Below are 19623 nucleotides of genomic sequence, written 5' to 3' on the forward strand. Positions count from 1 at the left end.
CGCCCGACGGGCGGCAACGGTCATTTCTTCAAGGCTCTGATAGCAAACTCGGTCAGCTCGTCCGGCGTCGCCCGGTTCTTCTTGGCGAGGCACTGGGCCATCATCTGCGGATGGCAGAGGCTGATAATGGCAGCGCCGAAGCACCGGGAAGCGATCACCGGATCCTGATCGATGAACTCGCCGGTGGCGATGCCCTCGCGGATCACATCCGCGACCAGTTCATGGATGCTGTCGATGTGCTTTTCGATGACATGCCAGTCGCGCTCGATGGCAACAATGACCATCTCGTGCACCTTCTCCTGGTCGATCATGGTCTCGAGCGTCCACTGATAGTGCGTATGCACATAGCGGCGGAGTTTTTCGCTGGCGTTGCCGGGGCCATGGCAGGCTTCGTAGGTCAACCGGTAGCAGGTCTCGAGCATACGGCCGCAAACCGCCTGGTGGATTTCCACCTTGGAGGCGAAGAAGCGATAGATGTTGGCGGTCGACATGCCGAGTTCGCGCGCTATGTCGGCGACGTTGGTCTTGCCGTAGCCGTAGTGGCGAAACAGTCGCTCCGCGCAATCCAGGATGCGCGTGACATTTTCCTGGCGGGCGGAATCGGCGGTGGTGTCTAGGGTTTCAAGCATCTCGTTGGCCAATTTACGACTGACGAATTTAGAATTTCGTCACTCGTAAATTGAAAACCATCACCTGTCAAGGCGCGATTTTCGCCAGCCGGTGCCCCTGATGACAGATGGTGACACCTCTGGACGGAGTTGGCCCATGAAACGCATGTGGTTTCCGCCGGGCGCGCCTGCAAGCCGCCCGTCTTTTTTTGCGAAGGATCTTGAAAAGATGCTTTCCGAAATCGGTTCCGTTTCGGATCAGGCGTTAAGGCTGCTTTGCCATCTCCCGCAGCCGGAACTTCTGGATCTTGCCCGTCGAAGTCTTCGGGATTTCTGCGAAGATCACCGCTTTCGGCACCTTGAAGCGGGCGAGCAGCGCGCGGCAGTGCCCGATGATTTCGGCCTCGGTCGCCGCCTTGCCCGGCTTCAGCTCGACATAGGCGACCGGCACCTCGCCCCATTTGTCGTCGGATCGGGCGACAACGCCGCAGGAACCGACGGCGGGATGCTTGTAGAGCGCCTCCTCGACCTCGATCGAGGAGATGTTTTCGCCGCCGGAGATGATGATGTCCTTGGAACGGTCCTTGAGCTGGATGTAGCCGTCCGGATGCATGACGCCGAGGTCGCCCGAATGGAACCAGCCCCCGGCAAAGGCCTCATCGCTCGCCTTGCGGTTTTTCAGATAGCCCTTCATGACGATATTGCCGCGGAACATCACCTCGCCGATCGTTTCGCTGTCGGCCGGTGTCTCTTGCATCGTCTGCGGGTCCATCACCGTCAGGCCTTCGAGCGCGGCATAGCGTACGCCTTGCCTGGCCTTCTTCGCCGCCCTCGCCCCTTTCTCAAGCCGGTCCCACTCGCCATGCCATTCGTTGACGACGGCCGGGCCATAGGTTTCGGTCAGGCCGTAGAGATGGGTGACGGCAAAGCCCGCATCGGCCATGCCCGACAGCACCGCCTCGGGCGGCGGCGCCGCGGCGGTATTGAAGGTGACGGTCTGCGGGAATTGCCGCTTGTCCTCGTCCCTAGGGTTGATCAGCACCGACATGACGATGGGTGCACCGCAGAGATGGGTGACGCCGTGATCGGCGATGGCGTCGTAGATCGGCTTCGGCCGCACCCAGCGCAGGCAGACATGCGTGCCGGCCTGCACGGCAAGCGTCCAGGGAAAGCACCAGCCGTTGCAGTGAAACATCGGCAACGTCCACAGGTAGACCGGGTGCTTGCCCATCCCGGCGTGGATGGTGTTGGCATAGGCCATCAGTGCCGCGCCCCGATGGTGACAGACGACGCCCTTCGGATTGCCTGTGGTGCCGGAGGTGTAGTTGAGCGAGATAGCATCCCATTCATCGTCCGGCATCGACCAAGCGAAATCCTCGTCGCCGTCGGCGACAAACGCCTCATAGTCCAGCGTGCCGATCCGCTCGCCCTTTGGATAGGGCGCATCGGCGGCATAGTCGGGATCGTCGTAATCGATCAACAGCGGCCTGACCTTGGCCAGCGTCAGCGCTTGCCGAACCACGCCGGCGAATTCGCGGTCGACGATCAGCACCTTGCTTTCGGCGTGATCGAGCTGGAAGGCAATGACGGCGGCGTCGAGGCGGGTGTTGAGCGAGTGCAGCACCGCCTTGGTCATCGGCACGCCGAAATGCGCTTCTAGCATCGGCGGTGTGTTGGACAGCATGACGGTGACGGTGTCGCCCTTGCCGATGCCGCGCTTCGCCAGCGCCGAGGCAAGCCTCAGCGAGCGCTTCCAGAAATCGCGATAGGTCGTGCGCTGGCGGCCATGAATGATGGCGGTCTGATCGGGAAAGGTTTTTGCCGCCCGCTCGAAATAGGTGAGCGGCGTCAGCGGCTGGTGGTTGGCCGGGTTTCGATCGAGGTCCTGTTCGTAGGGATTGCCCATCCCGTCCTCCGCAAATGGGTTATTAGGCCTTCTTACCACCTGGCTTTGAACACGGTGTAGGATTTGTGCATCGCCGGTCTGTTGCAACCGTCTTTCGCGATGCAAGCGCCCGCTGTTGGTGAATATCTCATCGAAGCCACCTCAGTGGTATGCGGCTTCGCCTATTTACCTGGGAGCCCTACTCGCCTTCATCCTCCGGCCACAAAGCATCTATGTCCCGATGTCCTTCCACAATGTTCGCCACCTCGAAGAAATCGCTATTGTAACGGAAGAAAATAACATACCCCCTGAAAGTGAAACTTCGGACGTCCGGCCGGAGTTCGGGACGAGCACGACCGATCGTCACAGGCAAGCTCGCCAGATCGCGGCATTTCTGGCGTAACGCATCCACAAAGCGCCGGCCGATCAACAGGCTGCCGCTTTGGCTGGTGATGTATTCAAGGATATTGACCAAATCTGTCTGTGCTGACGGCAGCATGCGCAGCCGTGGCACCCCTAAAAGCCTTCCTTCGCGAGTTGCTTGGCCTTGGCTTCCAAAGCCGCGTCAATATCCTGCTCAGTGGCCTCGCCGCCTTCGGCAAACGACTTGTCCACCATGGCACGCAGCGCCTTCAGCTTTTCCTCTCGTTCTTCGACCAGGCGTAGGCCCTCGCGCACGACTTCGCTGGCAGAGCCGTAGCGGCCGCGTTTGACAATATTGGACACGAAGGTTTCCCATCGCTCTCCCAACGATACGTTCATTCTCGGATCTCCTGTCTGATCAAATGGTACCGCAATAACAATAAATGTGCAATTGCTGACATCGGCAATGCTCCCATGCCATACCATGCCTCCTCTCTCAATTTGACTTTTGTCGAGAGCCGTGAATAATGTCAGCGAGGAGATGGCATGGCGATCCGACCGGCAGAACAGCTTATCCACAAGGCCGCCTGGCTTTACTACGCACACGGCCTGCGCCAGGACCAGGTGGCCAGCCAGCTCAAGATTTCCCGTGCCTCGGTGGCGATGTATCTGCGCAAGGCGCGCGAGACCGGCATCGTCAACATCTCGACCTCGACCCAGCTTTTCACCGACGACGTGCTGGCGCGCAAGCTGGAAGACGCGCTGAAGCTCGACGCGGTCTGGATCGCGCCGGAAAACGGCTATGTCGCCGACCCCTCGACTGACATTGCGGTGCTGGCGGCAAGCGTCTTTCTCGAACTGGTGAGGAAGGGCGACCGCATCGGCGTCGCCTGGGGACGGACGATCTACACAATCGCCGACATCATGTCCTATGCCGATCTGCAGGACGTCACCGTGGTGCAGCTCTGCGGCAATCTGGGCGCCCCCTATTCGTACCGGCCGGACCAATGTACGATGGAAATCGCACGCCGGCTCAATGCCAAGGGGCTGAACTTTTACGCGCCGCTGGTGCTGACGACGGAAGAACTGGCACGCGGCCTGCGCGCCGAGCCGGTGATCCGCGAGCAGTTGTCGGGCATCGGCGAATGCGACCTGGCGCTGTATTCGGTAGGCTCGGTGGACACCGACAGCCACCTGGTCAAATGCGGCGCGCTGACGCCAAGTGAAATGGCTGTATTGCGCAAGGCCGGTGCGGCCGGCGTCATTGCCGGACAGATCATCGACGCCCACGGCCAGGCGCTCGACTGCAGCTACAACCGCCGACTGATTTCGGCAGAGCTGTCATCGCTGCGCCAGATCGAAAAACGGCTTGTGGTAGTGCAGGAAGAGAGCAAGTTCGAACCGCTCGTCGCGGCGATCGCCGGCGGGCTCTGCACCCATCTCGTCGTCGGCGCGCGCATGGCGCGACGGCTGCTCGACAATGCCGGAGCGGCAGCAGAAAAGGTCGCCTGATAGTTAATTCCAGCCGCCGGTGCATTGTCATCAAAGCGTCGCGGCATTCCTGTTCACAACAAAGAGAAATCGGACGAAGCTGACATGAAGAACCTGTGGAATGACGGCGAGGCGGAGAAGCTGGTCGCCGACTATGCAAAGAAGGGTGTGGCCCGCGACCTGGCGCTGCGCGTCTACACGACCAGGCTGCTGGGCGGCGAGCCGCGGCTCGTCCTGCATGGCGGCGGCAACACCTCGTGCAAGACCAGGGCCACCGATCTTGTCGGCGACGAATGGGACGTGCTCTGTGTCAAGGGCAGCGGCTGGGACATGGGCGTCATCGAGCCGCAGGGCCTGCCGGCGGTCAAGCTCGGCGCGCTGTTGAAGGCGCGGTCGCTGAAGAAGCTCTCCGATGAGGACATGGTCGCGCTGCAGCGGGCGAACCTCATCGATCCGTCCTCGCCCAATCCCTCCGTCGAGACGCTGCTGCACGCCTTCCTGCCGCACAAATTCGTCGACCACACGCATTCGACCGCAATCCTCGCCATCGTCGACCAGGAGGACAGCGAGGCGCTGAGCCGGAAGGTGTTCGGCGAAAAGATGGGCTTCGTTCCTTACATCATGCCGGGCTTCGATCTGGCGAAGGCGGCCGCTGATGTTTTCGACGCCGATCCGACGGTCGAAGGCCTGATCCTCGACAAGCATGGCATTTTCACCTTCGGCGACGATGCCAAGCAGGCCTACGACCGGATGATCCATTACGTGAACGTCGCCGAGGATTTCATCGCCAGCCACGGCAAGCCGCGCACCGAAAAGGTGGCACTGCCGGCCGGGCTGGCGAAGCCCGCGGAGATTGCGCCGATGCTACGCGGCGCGGTGGCGGTGGCACGCGGCGAAGGCCGCTTCGACCGCATGGTCAGCGATTTCCGCACCTCGGATGCGATCGTCGATTTCATCAATTCGGCGAAAATTGCCGACTATGCCGGGCGCGGCGTGTCGACACCCGACCTGTCGATCCGCATCAAGACCGGACCGATGGCACTGCCTGCGCCCGACGCTGACAAGGTCGGCGACTACAAATCCGTCATCCGCCAGCATGTCGAGAAATTCGCCAAGGACTATCGCGCCTATTTCGAAACCAATGATGCGCTCGACGACGTGAAGCGCACCATGCTCGACCCGATGCCGCGGCTGACGCTGGTGCCCGGCCTCGGCATGTTCGGCCACGGCCGCACGCTCAAGGACGCGAAGATCGCCTCCGACGTCGGCGAAATGTGGATCGAGGCGGTACGCGGCGCCGAAGCCGTCGGCGATTTCCGCCCGCTCTCCAAAAGCGATCTGTTCCCGCTCGAATACTGGTCGCTGGAACAGGCCAAGCTCGCCGCCAACAAGCCGAAGCCGCTGACCGGCCAGGTGGTGCTGGTCACCGGCGGCGCCGGCGCGATCGGTGCTGCCACGGCAAAGCTGTTCGCCGACAACGGTGCCCATGCCGTCGTCGTCGATCTCGACGCGGCAAGGGCTGCCGAGGCGGCAAAAAAGGCCGGTAACGGTTCGATCGGCATTGGCGCCGACATCACCGATCCGGCGCAGATGCGCGCTGCGTTCGACAAAGCGGTCGCCGTCTACGGCGGCCTCGACATTCTCGTCTCCAATGCCGGTGCTGCCTGGGAGGGCCGGATCGGCGAGCTCGACGACGCAACCTTGCGCAAGAGCTTCGAACTCAATTTCTTCGCCCATCAGTCGGCGGCGCAAAATGCCGTGCGCATCATGCTCGAGCAAGGCACCGGCGGCGTGCTGTTGTTCAACACCTCCAAGCAGGCGGTCAATCCGGGGCCGAAGTTCGGCGCTTATGGCATTCCCAAGGCGGCAACGCTGTTTTTGTCCAGGCAATATGCACTCGACTACGGCGCGCATGGCATCCGCTCCAATGCCGTCAACGCCGACCGCATCCGTTCGGGGCTGTTGACCGATGCCATGATCGCCAGCCGCTCGGGCGCGCGCGGCGTGTCGGAGAAGGAATATATGTCCGGCAACCTGCTCGGGCAGGAAGTAACGGCCGAAGACGTCGCTCAGGCCTTCCTGCATCAGGCGCTGGCCGAGCGGACCACCGCCGACGTGACGACGGTGGACGGTGGCAACATCGCGGCGGCGTTGAGGTAGTCGGGACCGGCCGAGACAGGCACGCAACTCGGAATTTTGCGATACGGCCATGGAAGGCATTCTTCAACCGCTGCTACAGCAGTTCTCGGATGCCTTCCCAAGCCTTTGTGCCCAGATTTGAATCGGCCTCGTCATTGCCTCCGTATGCGTGCAATGCGGAGCGTGGTGTGTTCTCGCCTGGCAAGAGAATGCGGTGTCCCGCATCCGGCGACGAAATGAGATGCGCGACCTTGCCTGCTTCGCCGCGCCGCCGAACAATATCTCGGGCGAACGATAGGGAAGGCCACAGTGCATCGCCGCCACCGGCGACGAGCAGAAGCTCGGCCGATATGGTCTCAACGGGGATGGTCGCCGCATTCGCTTCCCGTTTGAAAGTCTTCAAACAACTTTCGAAAAGACCCCTGTAGGACACCTGGCCATCGACGTACTCTGGTGTCCAATCTGGATCTGTCGGCACGAACGGCAGCGGGATACCGTCGAGCGACCATGAGGATCGTTCAGGCCAGCTGGCACCATCGCGGCCCGCACCGATATTTCCCCAAACTACGGATGACGGGCTAATCGCAACCACCGCATCAATTCGCTGGTCATGGACCGCGGCAAGCAAAGACGCCTCGGCCCCCTTAGACGTGCCGACATAAACGATGCGACGGCATCCCGTTTCGATGAGATAGTCGGCTGCCGCAAAGAACGTTTCCAGGGGAACCTCACATATTCCTGGAACCTGGCCCTCACCGCCAAACCACTGCAGCGCCAAGGCCGACGCACCAGCATTTGCAAAGAGCCGCGCGCGACCGACATCGACATGGCCGCTCGATCCACCCAACACCACGACGCCCGTGGTGGCCTGCAAGCATCGAAAAAATGTTCCGGCGACGGCGCCGGTAAGACTTTCCTCTCTTACCGTATGCGCCTCCATGTACCTGCTGAACCCTGGGTTTCAACCGTCCAATCGGCCTGCAAACCGGTGTCTGCGACAACTGGATTTCGGCAGTCCGGCTTCGCCAGACATCTTCGACAAAAAAGCCACCTGCAGCAAGCTGCTGCAGGCGGCTATTGTTTTGCTCGTGCCGAAAGTTACTTCGCGTTCGGGTTCGGCATCCAGGCCGGCATCGCGACATCGGCATGGGCGAACTGCGGCAGCTTGGCCGAGAGGTCCTCCATGTTCTTGATGTCCTTGTCGATCAGATCCTTCTGGGTGATCAGCGTCGGCGGCACGATGACGTTGTGGCCGGGATCTTCGCCGGCCAGAAGCTGCGCCAGCGCACGCACCGAGACCTGGCCGACGACGGCCGGGTTGGTAGCGGCGGTTGCCGCCCAGGCGCTGTCCGGCTCGCGCATCGCGGCGATGTCCGAGGTCGAGATGTCGGCAGAATAGATCTTGATGTCCTTGTTCAGCCCGGCCTCGTCGACGGCGATCTTCACGCCCTTGGCGAATTCGTCATAGGGCGCGAACATCACCTTGATGTCGGGGTGGGCCGACAGCACCGAACGGGCCTGGTTGGCGACCGAATTGGCGATCGGGTTGTCGAGCGTACCGAACATGGCAGCTTCGTCGATGCCTGCATACTTCTTCTTGAATTCGACCCAGGTCTCGTTGCGGCGGTCGAGCGGGGCGATGCCGGCGACATAGACATAGCCGGCCTTCCAGCTCTCGCCATTGTCCTTGACGGCCTGTTCGAGCGCCAGGCGCGCGAGATCGCGGTCAGACTGTTCGATCTGCGGGATCTTGGGGTTTTCGACATTGACGTCGAAGGCAACGACCTTGATGCCGGCGTCGACCGCGCGCTGGGCGGCGTCCTTCATCGATTCCGTCAGTCCGTGCTGGATGATGATGCCCTGGACGCCGAGCGCGATGGCCTGGTCGACCATGTCCGCCTGAAGCGCCGCGTCCTGGCGGCTGTCGAGCACGCGCAGATCGACGCCGAGCGCCTTGGCCTGCGCCTCGACGCCGGACAAATAGGCTTGGAAGAAGTCGCCGGTCGAGAGATAGCGGACCAGCGCTATCTTGACGGCACCCGGCTTGTCGAACGGCGCCGGCCGATCCTGCGCCATTGCCGGCAACTGCATCAGCAATGTTGCGCCGGCAAGCCCGAACGCTGCCTTCCCCAAAAGTCTTCTTGTGATGTTCACGTCGCTTCCTCCACTTGTTGAACCCAAAATGTGACCGGTCGAACCCTATCTCCTGCCCCTGCCGGACAGGGCGAAGGTAAAGACAAGGGCGACCACGAGAACCACGCCCTTGACGAAATCCTGCGTGTAGTAAGGCGCGTTCATCATCGTCAGGCCCTGCAGCAGCACGCCGACAAACACCGCGCCGACGGCCGTGCCGAAGGCATTCGGCTTGGCGGCGCCGAGAACCGCGTAACCGATCAGTGCCGCAGCCACCGCGTCGAGCAACAGATTATTACCCGAGGCGATGTCGCCGCGTCCAAGCCGGGCAGCGAGCAAAATGCCGCCGATCGAGGCAAAAACCCCAGAAATAACGTAGGCCCAGATTTTGTATGCCTTGACAGGCGCGCCAGCGAGTTCGGCGGCGCGTTCGTTGCTGCCGACCGCATACATCATGCGCCCGAAACGGGTGTATTCGAGAAAGAACCAGATCAGCACCGCCAGCACGAGCAGGACGACGACCGACACCGGAATGAGGTTCGGGATGAAGAAATCGAAGCGATGGCGGCCAAGCGCCAGGAACGCTGCGCCGAAGCTGCCGTTGGCGACCGAGCCATCGGGCATGGTCATGCCGGTGGCGATCGAACGGCCTTCGGTCGGGATGCGCTGCAGGCCGACAAGCAGGAACATCATGCCGAGCGTCGCCAAAAGGTCCGGCACCCGCATATAGACGATCAGCCAGCCATTGATTAGGCCGACCACCGCGCCGATCACAAGACAGACGACGACCGCCACGACGGCGTTCTGTTCCAGCACCACCATGACATAGGCAGCCGCCATCATGGCGCTGGTGGCGACAGAGCCGATCGACAGGTCGAAGCCGCCGACGACCAGCGTGGCGGTGACGCCGAGGGCCAGAACGCCGGTGATGGCGACCGACTGGAATATGAAGACAGCACTTTGCGGCGAGACGAAACCATCGGCGGCGACGGCGAAATAGGCGATCAGCCCGAACAACAGGACGATGAAGCCATAGCGAATAGCATTGTCGCGCAGGATCATTCAGCGCTCCCGCACGCTGGCACCGTCTTTATCCAACCCGAATTCATGCCCTCACCATTCCAATTCTCATCGTCTTCTCGCCCTCAGGCTACGCTGTGCAACGGCCCGCCCGCCACTTCGGCCAGCAGGCGCTCGAGATCGACATCGGTATTGCGGTGCTCGCCGACGATCGTCTGCTCCGACATCACCAGGATGCGATCGGCCGTCTCCAGGGCTTCGTCGAGTTCGGTGACGAACAGCAGCGTCGCGCGGCCTTGGGCGCTGGCCCGCAGCTTGGCGGAAATGTCGCGCCTGGCCGAAATGTCGACGCCCTGAAACGGCTCGTCGAGGATGAATAGCCTTGCCGCCTGCGACATCCAGCGGGCGACCATCACCTTCTGCTGATTGCCGCCGGAAAGGGCGGACATCTCGTCCTTCTCCGAGCGGCAGACGATGCCGAGCTCGTGGATCTGCCGGCGGGCAATGGCGCGTTCGATACGGCGTTTGAGAACACCGAGACGCGACATGCGGCTGTGGAACGGCAGGCTGATATTCTCCTGGATATTGAAGTCGCCGACGATGCCGTTTTCGCCCCGGTCCTTGGCGACGAGAAACACGCCGGCGGCAATCGCTTCGCCGGTCGACGCCGGCGCATAGGGTTTCCCGTTCAGCACCATGGTCCCGGCCAGCGGCTGGCGCAGGCCGAACAGCGTCTCGGCGAGCGCCGTCTTGCCGACACCGACAAGGCCGGTGATGGCAACGACCTCGCCATCGCCGAGCGTCAGCGAAATCGGCCTGGCGCCTTCAGCAATCCGCAGCGCGTCGGCAGTGAAAATTGCTTTGGCCGAATTCCTGGCGACGATCCGCTCGAGCTGGATCTTGCGGCCGAGCATGGCGTTGACAGCGCCTTCATAATCCAACGGCTTCTTGTCGAAGAAGCCTGAGATGACCCCATCGCGCATCGAAATGATGCGATCGGCAAGCCGTCTGATGTCAGACATACGGTGCGAAATGTAGAGAATGGCTACGCCTTGCTGGCGAAGCCGGTCGAGCAATGCGAACAGCCGGTCGGCCTCGGCGCTGGACAGCGAGGAGGTCGGCTCGTCGAGGATCAGCACTTTCGGCCGGTGCGCCATGGCGCGGGCGATCGCCACCATCTGGCGGTCGGCCAGAGAGAGATCGCTGATGCGGGCCTTGAGGTCGATGGCCAGTCCCATGCGGTCGGCCACCGCCTTTGCCTCGCGACGCACCCGGCCTGGATTGAACAGCGTCGGCACGCCGCTGCCGCTCAACCTGTCGAGGGTAAGATTGGTGGCGACATCGAGGTCGGCGACGACACCGTCATTGATGTTCTGGTGGACGGTGACGACGCCGGCGCGGATCGCCTCCGCCGGCGTTTTCGGGTCGAACTCATGACCGGCAAGCGACATCGAGCCGCCGCCATGGTCGTAAACACCGCTGATGATCTTGACGAGGGTGGATTTGCCGGCGCCGTTGGCGCCCATCAGCACGGTCACTTCGCCGGCATGCAATTCGAGCGAGACGCCGCCAAGCACCTCGATATGGCCAAAGGATTTCCTCAGGCCGTCGACGCGGAACACGGCATCATTGCCCATTCGTTCCTCCCTGACCGTGACGCTATGGGCTATATCGGCAATTGTCAACACGATTGACAATTGCCAGCAGGCTTCCTAGCTTGGCCCGACCGCGTTGGCTCCGCTATCATCGGAGCACATGAGCGGGAGGTGAGGATGACTGGGAAATCGCCGTTCGAAGCACTGTCGGTCGAGACACTGGCGGGCCGTCTCGGTGCCAACGAGCCCCTGTGTTCGCAGATCGGCAAGGATACGAGCCAGTGGAAGGTTCGTGAAGTCGGCGACGGTAATCTGAACCTGGTGTTCATTGTCGAGGGTGCTGAGGGTGCGGCCGTCGTCAAGCAGGCCCTGCCCTACGTCCGGCTGGTCGGAGACAGCTGGCCGCTGCCGCTAAAACGCTCCTTCTTCGAATACCATGCGCTGACGCGGCAACAGGCGCGGGCGCCGGGTTCGGTGCCTGAGATCTATCACTTCGACGAAGGCCAGGCGCTGATCATCATGGAGTACCTGTTGCCGCACATTATCTTGCGGCGGGCGCTGATCGAGGGCCGGCAATTGCCGAACATCGCGACAGACATCGGCTTGTTCATGGCCCGCACGTTGTTTCGCGGCTCCGACCTCAGCATGGCGACCAAGGACCGCAAGGCCGATCTGGCGCTGTTCGCCGACAATGTCGAACTCTGCGACATCACCGAGAACCTGGTTTTCTCGGATCCGTATTTCGATGCCAAGATGAACCGGCACACCAGCCCACAGCTCGATGGCATTGTCGCCGAGCTGCGCGCCGACCGCGACCTCAAGGTCGAGGCGCAGCGCATGAAACACATCTTCGCCGCCAATGCCGAGACGCTGCTGCATGGCGACCTGCATTCCGGCTCGATCATGGTCACCGACACCGAAACGCGGATGATCGACCCCGAATTCGCCTTCTACGGGCCGATCGCCTTCGACGTCGGCATGCTGCTCGCCAATTTCTGGATGGCGTTCTTCTCGCAGCGCGGCCATGAACAGGGCGGAAGCCGCGATGCCATGCGCGACTATCTGCTCGGCGTTACGGTCGAGACATGGTCGGTATTCCGCGCCGAGTTCTCGCATCTGTGGCGGACGGAGCGTACCGGCATGCTCTACCAGAAGAGCCTGTTCGAAGATCAGGGCGACAGGCTTGGCGCCGAGCAGGCGCTCGACCACATGCTGCAGTCGATCTGGACCGATCTGCTCGGCTTTGCCGGCGTCGAGGTTCACCGGCGCATTCTCGGCCTTGCCCACAATGCTGATTTCGAGACCATTGCCGATCCCGATCTGCGCGCCAGATGTGAAGCGAAGGCGCTGAAATTCGGCCGTCACCTCGCCGTCAACCGGCGCCAGATCCACAGCATCGACGAGGTCAACCGGTTGGCCGCGCTGATCGAACGGGAGAGCAGGATTTGAACGTCGGCGACCGCCACTACCGCACCATCTGGCCGAGTGACGACGGGCGTTCGGTGGAGATCATCGACCAGCGCTGGTTGCCGCATGATTTCCGCATCGAAAAGATCGATACCGTCGCCGGCATCGCCACGGCAATCCGCGACATGTGGGTGCGCGGGGCGCCGCTGATCGGCGTCACTGCCGCCTATGGCGTCGCCATGCAGATGGCCGACGATCCGTCGGATGCAGCACTCGACGCCGTCTGGGCAACCTTGCACGAAACGCGCCCGACGGCGATCAATTTGCGCTGGGCGCTGAACGAAATGCAGCGCTTCCTGCTGACGCTTCCCCTGGCAGAACGTGCCGCGGCTGCATATCGGCGTGCCGGCGAGATCGCCGACGAGGATGTCGGCCTCAATCGCGCCATCGGCGCCCATGGGCTCGAAATCATCAAGGCGATCGCGGCGCGCAAGCAGCCGGGCGAACCGGTCAATATCCTGACCCACTGCAACGCCGGCTGGCTGGCCACGGTCGACTATGGCACCGCCACCGCGCCGATCTATCTGGCGACGGAAGCCGGCATTCCAGTCCATGTCTATGTCGACGAAACGCGACCCCGCAACCAGGGTGCCCAATTGACCGCCTGGGAGATGGCCGGCCACGGCGTGCCGCATACGCTGATCGTCGACAATGCCGGCGGCCATCTGATGCAGCGCGGCCAGATCGACATGGTCGTCGTCGGCACCGACAGGACCACAGCCGACGGCGATGTGTGCAACAAGATCGGTACCTATCTCAAGGCACTGGCGGCCCACGACAACGACGTGCCGTTCTATGTCGCGCTGCCGTCGCCGACGATCGACTGGACGGTGGGCGACGGGCTGGCCGAAATCCCGATCGAACAGCGCTCGCCCGACGAGGTCTCGCTGGTTTGGGGCAAGACCGCTTCCGGCGAGATCGCCCAGGTACGCGTGTCACCGGAAGCCACGCCGGCGGCCAATCCGGCCTTCGATGTGACGCCGGCGCGGCTGGTCACCGGCTTGATCACCGAACGCGGTGTCGCCACGGCCTCGCGCGAAGGCCTGAAGGCGATGTTTCCCGAGCGCGGATGATCCGCTTTGCCGGGAGGGCGCTCTGGATTTGCCTGATCTCACGATTTCTTGAACACGGCACGGTTAAAAACGCCGGTTGCCTGTCCCACATGGACGGCCGTATGCGTAGCGGCGGGGCGGCGCCCAACGCTCGAAGCCGGGGCTGACCACGGGCCGGCGAGTGAACCAGCGGGATGCCGCGATGTCATTCAGACCGTTGCTTGGTGACGGACGGATTCGGAGCCAGGAGGAGAAGTCGGAGCCCCTGCAAACCGCGTCATGGGTCAGCTCCTCGATCGTTTTCGACAATCGGCGGTGGGCGTGCCGGGAGGCGGAGCTCCGCTGGACAGCCCCTCATCATCTGATCGTGCTGACCGAAGAAGGCGGCACGTCCCACACATCCATCCGGCACGGGGCACGATCCCTTTACGACGGAAGGGACCGTCCCGGAGCCCTCACCTTCGTCCCGGCAGGCGCGGAGCGACACGGCTTCTATCGAGATGTAAACCTCTCCTATTCAGCCCTGTGGATCGATCCCGATATCGGGCTTCCCGGATGCGAACGCCTGAGGAACCTGCCTATACTGGTAAACAAGAAGGACGCGGTCGTCGCCACGCTGCTGAGTTCGCTTCGTGACGAGATGGCACTCGGCCACAAGCCGGACACTGCCTATGTCGAGCATCTGGTCGCCCTCGTCAGTCTCCGCGTGGCCAACCTGAGCCGGGAGCAACCGCGGTTTGTACGTCACGGCTGCCTCAGCCGCCGAGCACTTGCTCGCGTTCGGGACTACATCGATACGCATATGAATTCCGACATTTCGCTAAGCGAGCTGGCAGCCGTCGCGGGCATGGCCGTCGACAGTTTTGCGCGTCGCTTCAAGGCGACGACCGGCCTTCCACCCTATGCCTATGTGATCGAGGAAAGGGTGCGGCGAGCGGAGGCGCTGCTGCGCGAGACGGGTTTGTCGATCGGTATCATTGCCTTTCGGCTCGGCTTCTCAAGCCAGAGCCATTTCACCACGACCTTCCGGCGTCTAAGGGGCATGACGCCTCGTGCCTATCGGGTGAATTCTTCTCCAGAATCCTGATAGTGCGCCGGTTTCTTGAAAGAAAGCCGCCGCCCGCACTCCCACCTCCAGTGTCGTTGGGTGACAGAACCCGAGGGTTCGCTCGGGTCAAGTTGCCGTCTGCGCTTCATTGCGACTGGGAGATCATGCATGGCCAAAACGGACAACAGGAGCGGGCCGACGCGTCGGATGGTATTGGAAGGCGGTGTTGCGACCGGGGTGCTCCTGGCTACCGGAATACCGGTTGACGCGGAGCCGGCCGAGACCGTCACGGCGGCTGCATCGTCCTCGCCGGTACCGACGATACCGATATCGTTGCGGATCAACGCGAAGGATCTTGCCATCGAGCTCGACCCGCGAATGACACTGCTCGACGCCCTGCGCAACCATCTCGGCCTCACCGGCTCGAAGAAGGGCTGCGACCACGGCCAGTGCGGCGCATGCACGGTGCTTGTCGATGGACGCCGGATCAATTCCTGCCTGACGCTGGCCGCAATGCATGAAGGCGACGAGATCACCACGGTCGAGGGGCTTGCCGAGGGCGACCGGCTGCATCCGGTCCAGGCCGCCTTCGTAGCCCGCGACGGTTTCCAGTGCGGCTACTGCACGCCAGGCCAGATCTGCTCGGCGGTTGGCATGCTGGGCGAGGCGCGGGCCGGCTGGCCAAGCCATGCGAGCGCCGACGTGGCAGCGACTTCCGTCGCTCTCACAGATGCCGAGATCCGCGAGCGGATGAGCGGCAACATCTGCCGCTGTGCCGCCTACCCGAACATTGTCGCTGCAATCCGCGACGCGGCAGAGGAGGCATGAGCAATGCAGTCCTTCACTTATGAACGTGCGACGAGTGCCCAGCAGGCGGCCGCCGCAGTTGCGGCCCGGCCGGACGCCAAGTTCATCAGCGGCGGCACCAATCTGCTCGACCTGATGAAGCTCGAGATCGAGCGCCCAGCGCATCTCGTTGACATCAGCCGGCTGCCCCTTGATCGGATCGAGGAGACGGCAGAAGGCGGGCTTCGGGTCGGCGCCCAGGTCCGCAACAGCGATCTTGCCGCCGACCCGCGGGTAAGGTCGCGGTACCCGATGCTCACACAAGCGCTGCTGGCGGGAGCGTCCGGCCAGATACGCAACAAGGCCTCGACCAGCGGCAATCTCCTGCAGCGCACGCGCTGCCCCTATTTCTACGACCGCAACATGCCCTGCAACAAGCGCCAGCCGGGTTCGGGCTGCGCGGCGCTTCAAGGCTTCAACCGCATGCACGCCGTACTCGGCGCGAGCGAAGCCTGCATCGCGGTCCATCCTTCCGACATGGCGGTCGCCATGTCCGGGCTCGACGCCAGGATCGAGACCGTCTCGCCCGGCGGCGAGACCCGCACGATCCCGATCGGTGATTTCCATCGATTGCCCGAGACGATGCCCCATGTCGAGACCGTGCTCGGCCACGGCGAAATGGTCGTCGCGGTTAACCTACCGCCGCCACCACCCGGCCGGCAGCTTTACCGCAAGGTGCGCGACCGTGCTTCCTACGCCTTCGCGCTGGTGTCGGTGGCAGCAATCGTCGAGAAAAGCGGCGATCGTATCCGAAGCGCTCGGATCGCCATGGGCGGCGTGGCCGCGAAGCCCTGGCGCGCGACGGAGGCGGAGCGCTCGCTCGCAGGAGCGTCGGCGTCCGACGCTGCCTTTACCAACGCGGCCGAAGTCGCACTCGCCGGAGCCGTCGGGCATGGCGGCAATGACTTCAAGATCCCGCTGGCGAAACGGACGATGCGGCACACGCTCGCTGCTGCCGTCGAACGTGCATGAGGTGATGCGATGACAGAGACGACGACCCCGAACAGCGGTTCCCAGATGCAGGCGCCGAGCAGGAGATCGATATGAAACTCACGCGACGCGCCGTTGCCGCCGCGGGTGGCGGCCTTTTTGTTTCTGCCGCCGCAGCTTGGGCGCCACATCCGACCCGGGAGCTCGGCACGTGCTCGAGGCGGCCGTCGACGCCTTCTTTGCCGGCTGGGCCTCTGGCGACTGGACGGCATTCCTTGATTGTTGCGATGAGACGATGACCTTCCAATTCCCTGTCGGCGAGCAACGAGGCCGACACGGACCGCCAGAAGGCAAGCGGGCACTCGCAGCCTGGACCGCCGCGCATCAAGCTCAGGGAAACAGGATTACGAAATCGACCGTCGATCTCAAGCTCTTCGCGGCCGACTGGGTCATCGTCTGCGATCGCGGGAGCGGGACAATCAGTGGCGCGCCCTACACTGGCCTGCATGCGATCTTCATGCGGGCCGGCCCGACGGGGAGGCTGGTCGAGTTTCGCGAGTATTTCGGCGAGATCGCCGCGTGAGCTCCGGGCCGCCGCGCGACGAACATGAAGGTGCAAGGAAGAGGCGTCGTCGCGGCCTCGATGCTTCCGAACTCCAAATGAAAATCTTTAGGTGACTTATGAACGAGACCATACCCGGACTGCCCGGCTCCGCCACCCATTCAAGGGTGAAACCTCGTCCCGATGCCGGCATCATCGGGAGGCCGATCGACCGCATCGACGGTCCGCTCAAAGTGACGGGCGGCGCCACATATGCTTACGAGAATGACCTGGATGGTACAGCCTATGGCTACATTCTCGGCGCCTCCGTCGCCAAGGGCCGCATCGCCGAGATCGACACGACCGAAGCCGAACGGGCGCCGGCGGTGCTGCTCGTCATGACGCACCGCAATGCGCCGGCCCAGCCGGATTTCGGCCCGTCGGTCACGCCGACGGTGCCGGAGGTCTTCACCCGCGCCCGGCCCGCGCTCAACAGCGATCGGGTGCGGTATTACGACGAGCCCGTCGCGCTGGTCGTTGCGGAGACGTTCGAGGCGGCACGCGCTGCTGCCGGCCTCATCAGAATACGCTACGACAAGGAGCCGGGCCTCTACGATCTAACGGGCCATGAGGCCGACGCCTATGCACCAAAGCGGACAAATGCCGGCTTCGAGACCGACAGCGCGGTAGGCGACTTTGAGAGCGCCTTTGCGACGGCGCCGATCAACATCGATGCCACTTACCGGACCCCCTTCGAACATCACAATCCGATGGAGCCGCATGCAACGCTCGCTGCCTGGTCAGGCAACGAGCTGACGATCCATACATCGGCGCAGACTCTCGCGAACTTCCGGGCCGGGGTCGCCAGCACGCTTCGCATCCCGCCCGAGCGAGTGCGCATCGTGAGCCCCTTCATCGGCGGAGGCTTCGGCTCCAAGCTGATTGCCCATGCCGACACGATCCTGGCCGCACTTGCAGCGCAGGTGCTGCAGCGCCCCGTGAAGATCGCGCTGACGCGGCAACAGATGTTCGCCAATGCCGGTCATCGCGCAGAGATGGTCCAACAGGTACGTCTCGGCGCGGACACCGACGGGCGGCTCACCGGCATCGCGCACGATGTCTGGTCCGCAACCTCCAGCTTCGAGGAGTACTGCGAACAAACGGCAGTTTTTGCGCGCTCGCTCTATGCGGCGCCGAACCGTCTCACCCGCCATCGCCTGGTCCCGCTGGACATCAACCGCGGCGAATGGATGCGCTCGCCGGGCGAAGCGCCCGGCATGCTGGCTTTCGAATGCGCCATGGATGAGCTCGCCGAGCGCGTCGGCCTGGACCCGATCGAACTCAGGATCCGCAACGAACCGGCACAGGATCCCGAGCGCGGCGTGCCGTTCTCCACCCGCAATCTCGTCGCCTGCATGGAGGAAGGCGCCCGCCGTTTCGGTTGGGAGCGGAGAAACCCGACACCGGGCCGCACCCGGGAGGGCCGGAAGCTTATCGGCTACGGCATGGCGGCGGCGATCCGTCCGAACTATATCGGCGCGGCGACGGCGCGAGTGGCGATCGACCGGGACGCTCGGGTTACGGTGCGGCTCGACATGACCGATATTGGCACCGGCACCTATACGATCCTGACCCAGATCGCCGCCGAGAGCCTCGGCCTGCCGATCTCGTCCGTCAAGGTGGAGCTCGGCGACAGTCGCTTCCCGCGTACCGCCGGCTCCGGCGGGTCCTGGGGCGCAGCAAGCGCGGGTTCGGCCTTGCATAATGCGTGCAACGCCCTCAAGGAACGGATCCTGGAGGCGGCGCAGTCGAGCAAAACCTCGCCGTTGCGCGGCGCGAACGCCACCGAGGCAAGCTTTGCCGACAGCGAGGTCAGGATTGGCCAGCGATCGGCGAGCCTGGCCGATCTCATCCGAGGGATCTCTCCCGACGGCCTCGAGGCTGAAGGCTCCGTAGCCGCGGGCGCCACCACCCAGTCATACAAGACTTATTCGCAGCATTCCTATGGCGCGCATTTCGCAGAGGTCGCTGTCGATTGCGATACCGGTGAAATCCGCATGCGCCGGATGCTGACTGTGATCGGCGCGGGGCGTATCCTCAACGCCAAGACCGCGCGCTCGCAAATCATCGGCGGCATGACCTGGGGGATCGGTGCAGCGCTGATGGAGCAGACGGTGCTCGACCCGCGCCATGGCCACTTCGTCAATCACGATCTTGCCGAGTATCATGTGCCGGTCAATGGCGACGTCCCCGCGATGGAGGTCGTCTTCCTCGAGGAAGACGACGACAAGGCCAACCCGCTTGGCGCAAAGGGTCTCGGCGAACTCGGCGTGTGCGGTGCGGGGGCTGCTGTCGCCAACGCCATCTACAACGCGACCGGCGCGCGAGTGCGTGAATTTCCCATCACCTTGGACAAGGTGCTGCCTGCCTTGCCTGTGATCGCCATTTGACGCTTTCCTCTCTCGCTCTCAATTGTGACAAGTCGAAACGGATGGCTATTTCTGC

The 19623-nt window shown here is 63.0% G+C and carries 17 protein-coding genes; 9 read left to right on the top strand and 8 right to left on the bottom strand.

The window, feature by feature from the left end:
• Window positions 1-20: 20 nt before the first annotated feature.
• The 4 genes from NKG60_RS10990 to NKG60_RS11005 form a co-directional block, all read right to left on the bottom strand.
• On the bottom strand, window positions 21-629 hold the full coding sequence (locus NKG60_RS10990; RefSeq protein WP_352660705.1) for a TetR/AcrR family transcriptional regulator: 609 nt from the start codon (window positions 627-629) through the stop codon (window positions 21-23).
• 244 nt (window positions 630-873) lie between these two features.
• Window positions 874-2514 (bottom strand): acyl-CoA synthetase, encoded by a 1641-nt coding sequence (locus NKG60_RS10995; protein WP_352660702.1) that lies wholly within the window; start codon window positions 2512-2514, stop codon window positions 874-876.
• A 178-nt stretch (window positions 2515-2692) separates the two neighbouring features.
• A complete protein-coding gene (locus NKG60_RS11000; RefSeq protein WP_352660699.1) occupies window positions 2693-3007 on the bottom strand; it encodes a type II toxin-antitoxin system RelE/ParE family toxin in 315 nt (104 codons plus the stop codon).
• Between the two features lie 2 nt (window positions 3008-3009).
• A complete protein-coding gene (locus tag NKG60_RS11005; protein ID WP_352660697.1) occupies window positions 3010-3255 on the bottom strand; it encodes a type II toxin-antitoxin system ParD family antitoxin in 246 nt (81 codons plus the stop codon).
• Between the two features lie 147 nt (window positions 3256-3402).
• Between NKG60_RS11005 and NKG60_RS11010 the strand changes: the two genes are divergently transcribed.
• Window positions 3403-4368 (top strand): sugar-binding transcriptional regulator, encoded by a 966-nt coding sequence (locus NKG60_RS11010; RefSeq protein WP_352660695.1) that lies wholly within the window; start codon window positions 3403-3405, stop codon window positions 4366-4368.
• Window positions 4369-4452: 84 nt separating this feature from the next.
• Complete coding sequence (locus tag NKG60_RS11015; protein WP_352660693.1) at window positions 4453-6507, top strand: bifunctional aldolase/short-chain dehydrogenase; 2055 nt, start codon at window positions 4453-4455, stop codon at window positions 6505-6507.
• A 73-nt stretch (window positions 6508-6580) separates the two neighbouring features.
• Here the strand turns inward: NKG60_RS11015 and NKG60_RS11020 are convergent, their stop codons facing one another.
• From NKG60_RS11020 to NKG60_RS11035, 4 genes are all read right to left on the bottom strand, one after another.
• On the bottom strand, window positions 6581-7426 hold the full coding sequence (locus NKG60_RS11020) for an acyl-CoA thioester hydrolase/BAAT C-terminal domain-containing protein (protein ID WP_352660690.1): 846 nt from the start codon (window positions 7424-7426) through the stop codon (window positions 6581-6583).
• A 158-nt stretch (window positions 7427-7584) separates the two neighbouring features.
• The gene (locus NKG60_RS11025) at window positions 7585-8640 is read right to left on the bottom strand and encodes a substrate-binding domain-containing protein (RefSeq protein WP_352866700.1); all 1056 of its coding nucleotides are present in this window, start codon (window positions 8638-8640) and stop codon (window positions 7585-7587) included.
• Between the two features lie 45 nt (window positions 8641-8685).
• Window positions 8686-9681, bottom strand: coding sequence for an ABC transporter permease (locus tag NKG60_RS11030; protein ID WP_352466051.1), 996 nt, complete (start codon window positions 9679-9681; stop codon window positions 8686-8688).
• Between the two features lie 83 nt (window positions 9682-9764).
• Window positions 9765-11276, bottom strand: coding sequence for a sugar ABC transporter ATP-binding protein (locus tag NKG60_RS11035; RefSeq protein ID WP_352660685.1), 1512 nt, complete (start codon window positions 11274-11276; stop codon window positions 9765-9767).
• A gap of 135 nt (window positions 11277-11411) precedes the next feature.
• On the opposite strand from NKG60_RS11035, the gene mtnK reads away from it, so the two are divergent.
• The 7 genes from mtnK (at window position 11412) to NKG60_RS11070 (ending at window position 19568) form a co-directional block, all read left to right on the top strand.
• Entirely contained in the window at window positions 11412-12683 is a 1272-nt protein-coding gene (gene mtnK / locus NKG60_RS11040; RefSeq protein ID WP_352660682.1) for an S-methyl-5-thioribose kinase, read from the top strand.
• Complete coding sequence (gene mtnA, locus NKG60_RS11045; RefSeq protein ID WP_352660680.1) at window positions 12680-13774, top strand: S-methyl-5-thioribose-1-phosphate isomerase; 1095 nt, start codon at window positions 12680-12682, stop codon at window positions 13772-13774. The genes mtnK and mtnA overlap by 4 nt, the downstream gene beginning before the upstream one ends.
• Before the next feature lie 181 nt (window positions 13775-13955).
• Window positions 13956-14840 (top strand): helix-turn-helix domain-containing protein, encoded by an 885-nt coding sequence (locus tag NKG60_RS11050; RefSeq protein ID WP_352660678.1) that lies wholly within the window; start codon window positions 13956-13958, stop codon window positions 14838-14840.
• A 129-nt stretch (window positions 14841-14969) separates the two neighbouring features.
• Window positions 14970-15629 (top strand): 2Fe-2S iron-sulfur cluster-binding protein, encoded by a 660-nt coding sequence (locus tag NKG60_RS11055; RefSeq protein WP_352660676.1) that lies wholly within the window; start codon window positions 14970-14972, stop codon window positions 15627-15629.
• A 3-nt stretch (window positions 15630-15632) separates the two neighbouring features.
• Window positions 15633-16619, top strand: a complete 987-nt coding sequence (locus NKG60_RS11060; protein WP_352660674.1) for an FAD binding domain-containing protein — start codon at window positions 15633-15635, stop codon at window positions 16617-16619.
• A 169-nt stretch (window positions 16620-16788) separates the two neighbouring features.
• A complete protein-coding gene (locus NKG60_RS11065) occupies window positions 16789-17160 on the top strand; it encodes a nuclear transport factor 2 family protein (RefSeq protein WP_352660672.1) in 372 nt (123 codons plus the stop codon).
• Window positions 17161-17258: 98 nt separating this feature from the next.
• Window positions 17259-19568, top strand: coding sequence for a xanthine dehydrogenase family protein molybdopterin-binding subunit (locus tag NKG60_RS11070; RefSeq protein ID WP_352660670.1), 2310 nt, complete (start codon window positions 17259-17261; stop codon window positions 19566-19568).
• The last annotated feature ends 55 nt before the right edge of the window (window positions 19569-19623 follow it).

This window comes from Mesorhizobium sp. M1428, assembly GCF_040317515.1.
In the GTDB taxonomy this organism is placed as follows: domain Bacteria; phylum Pseudomonadota; class Alphaproteobacteria; order Rhizobiales; family Rhizobiaceae; genus Mesorhizobium.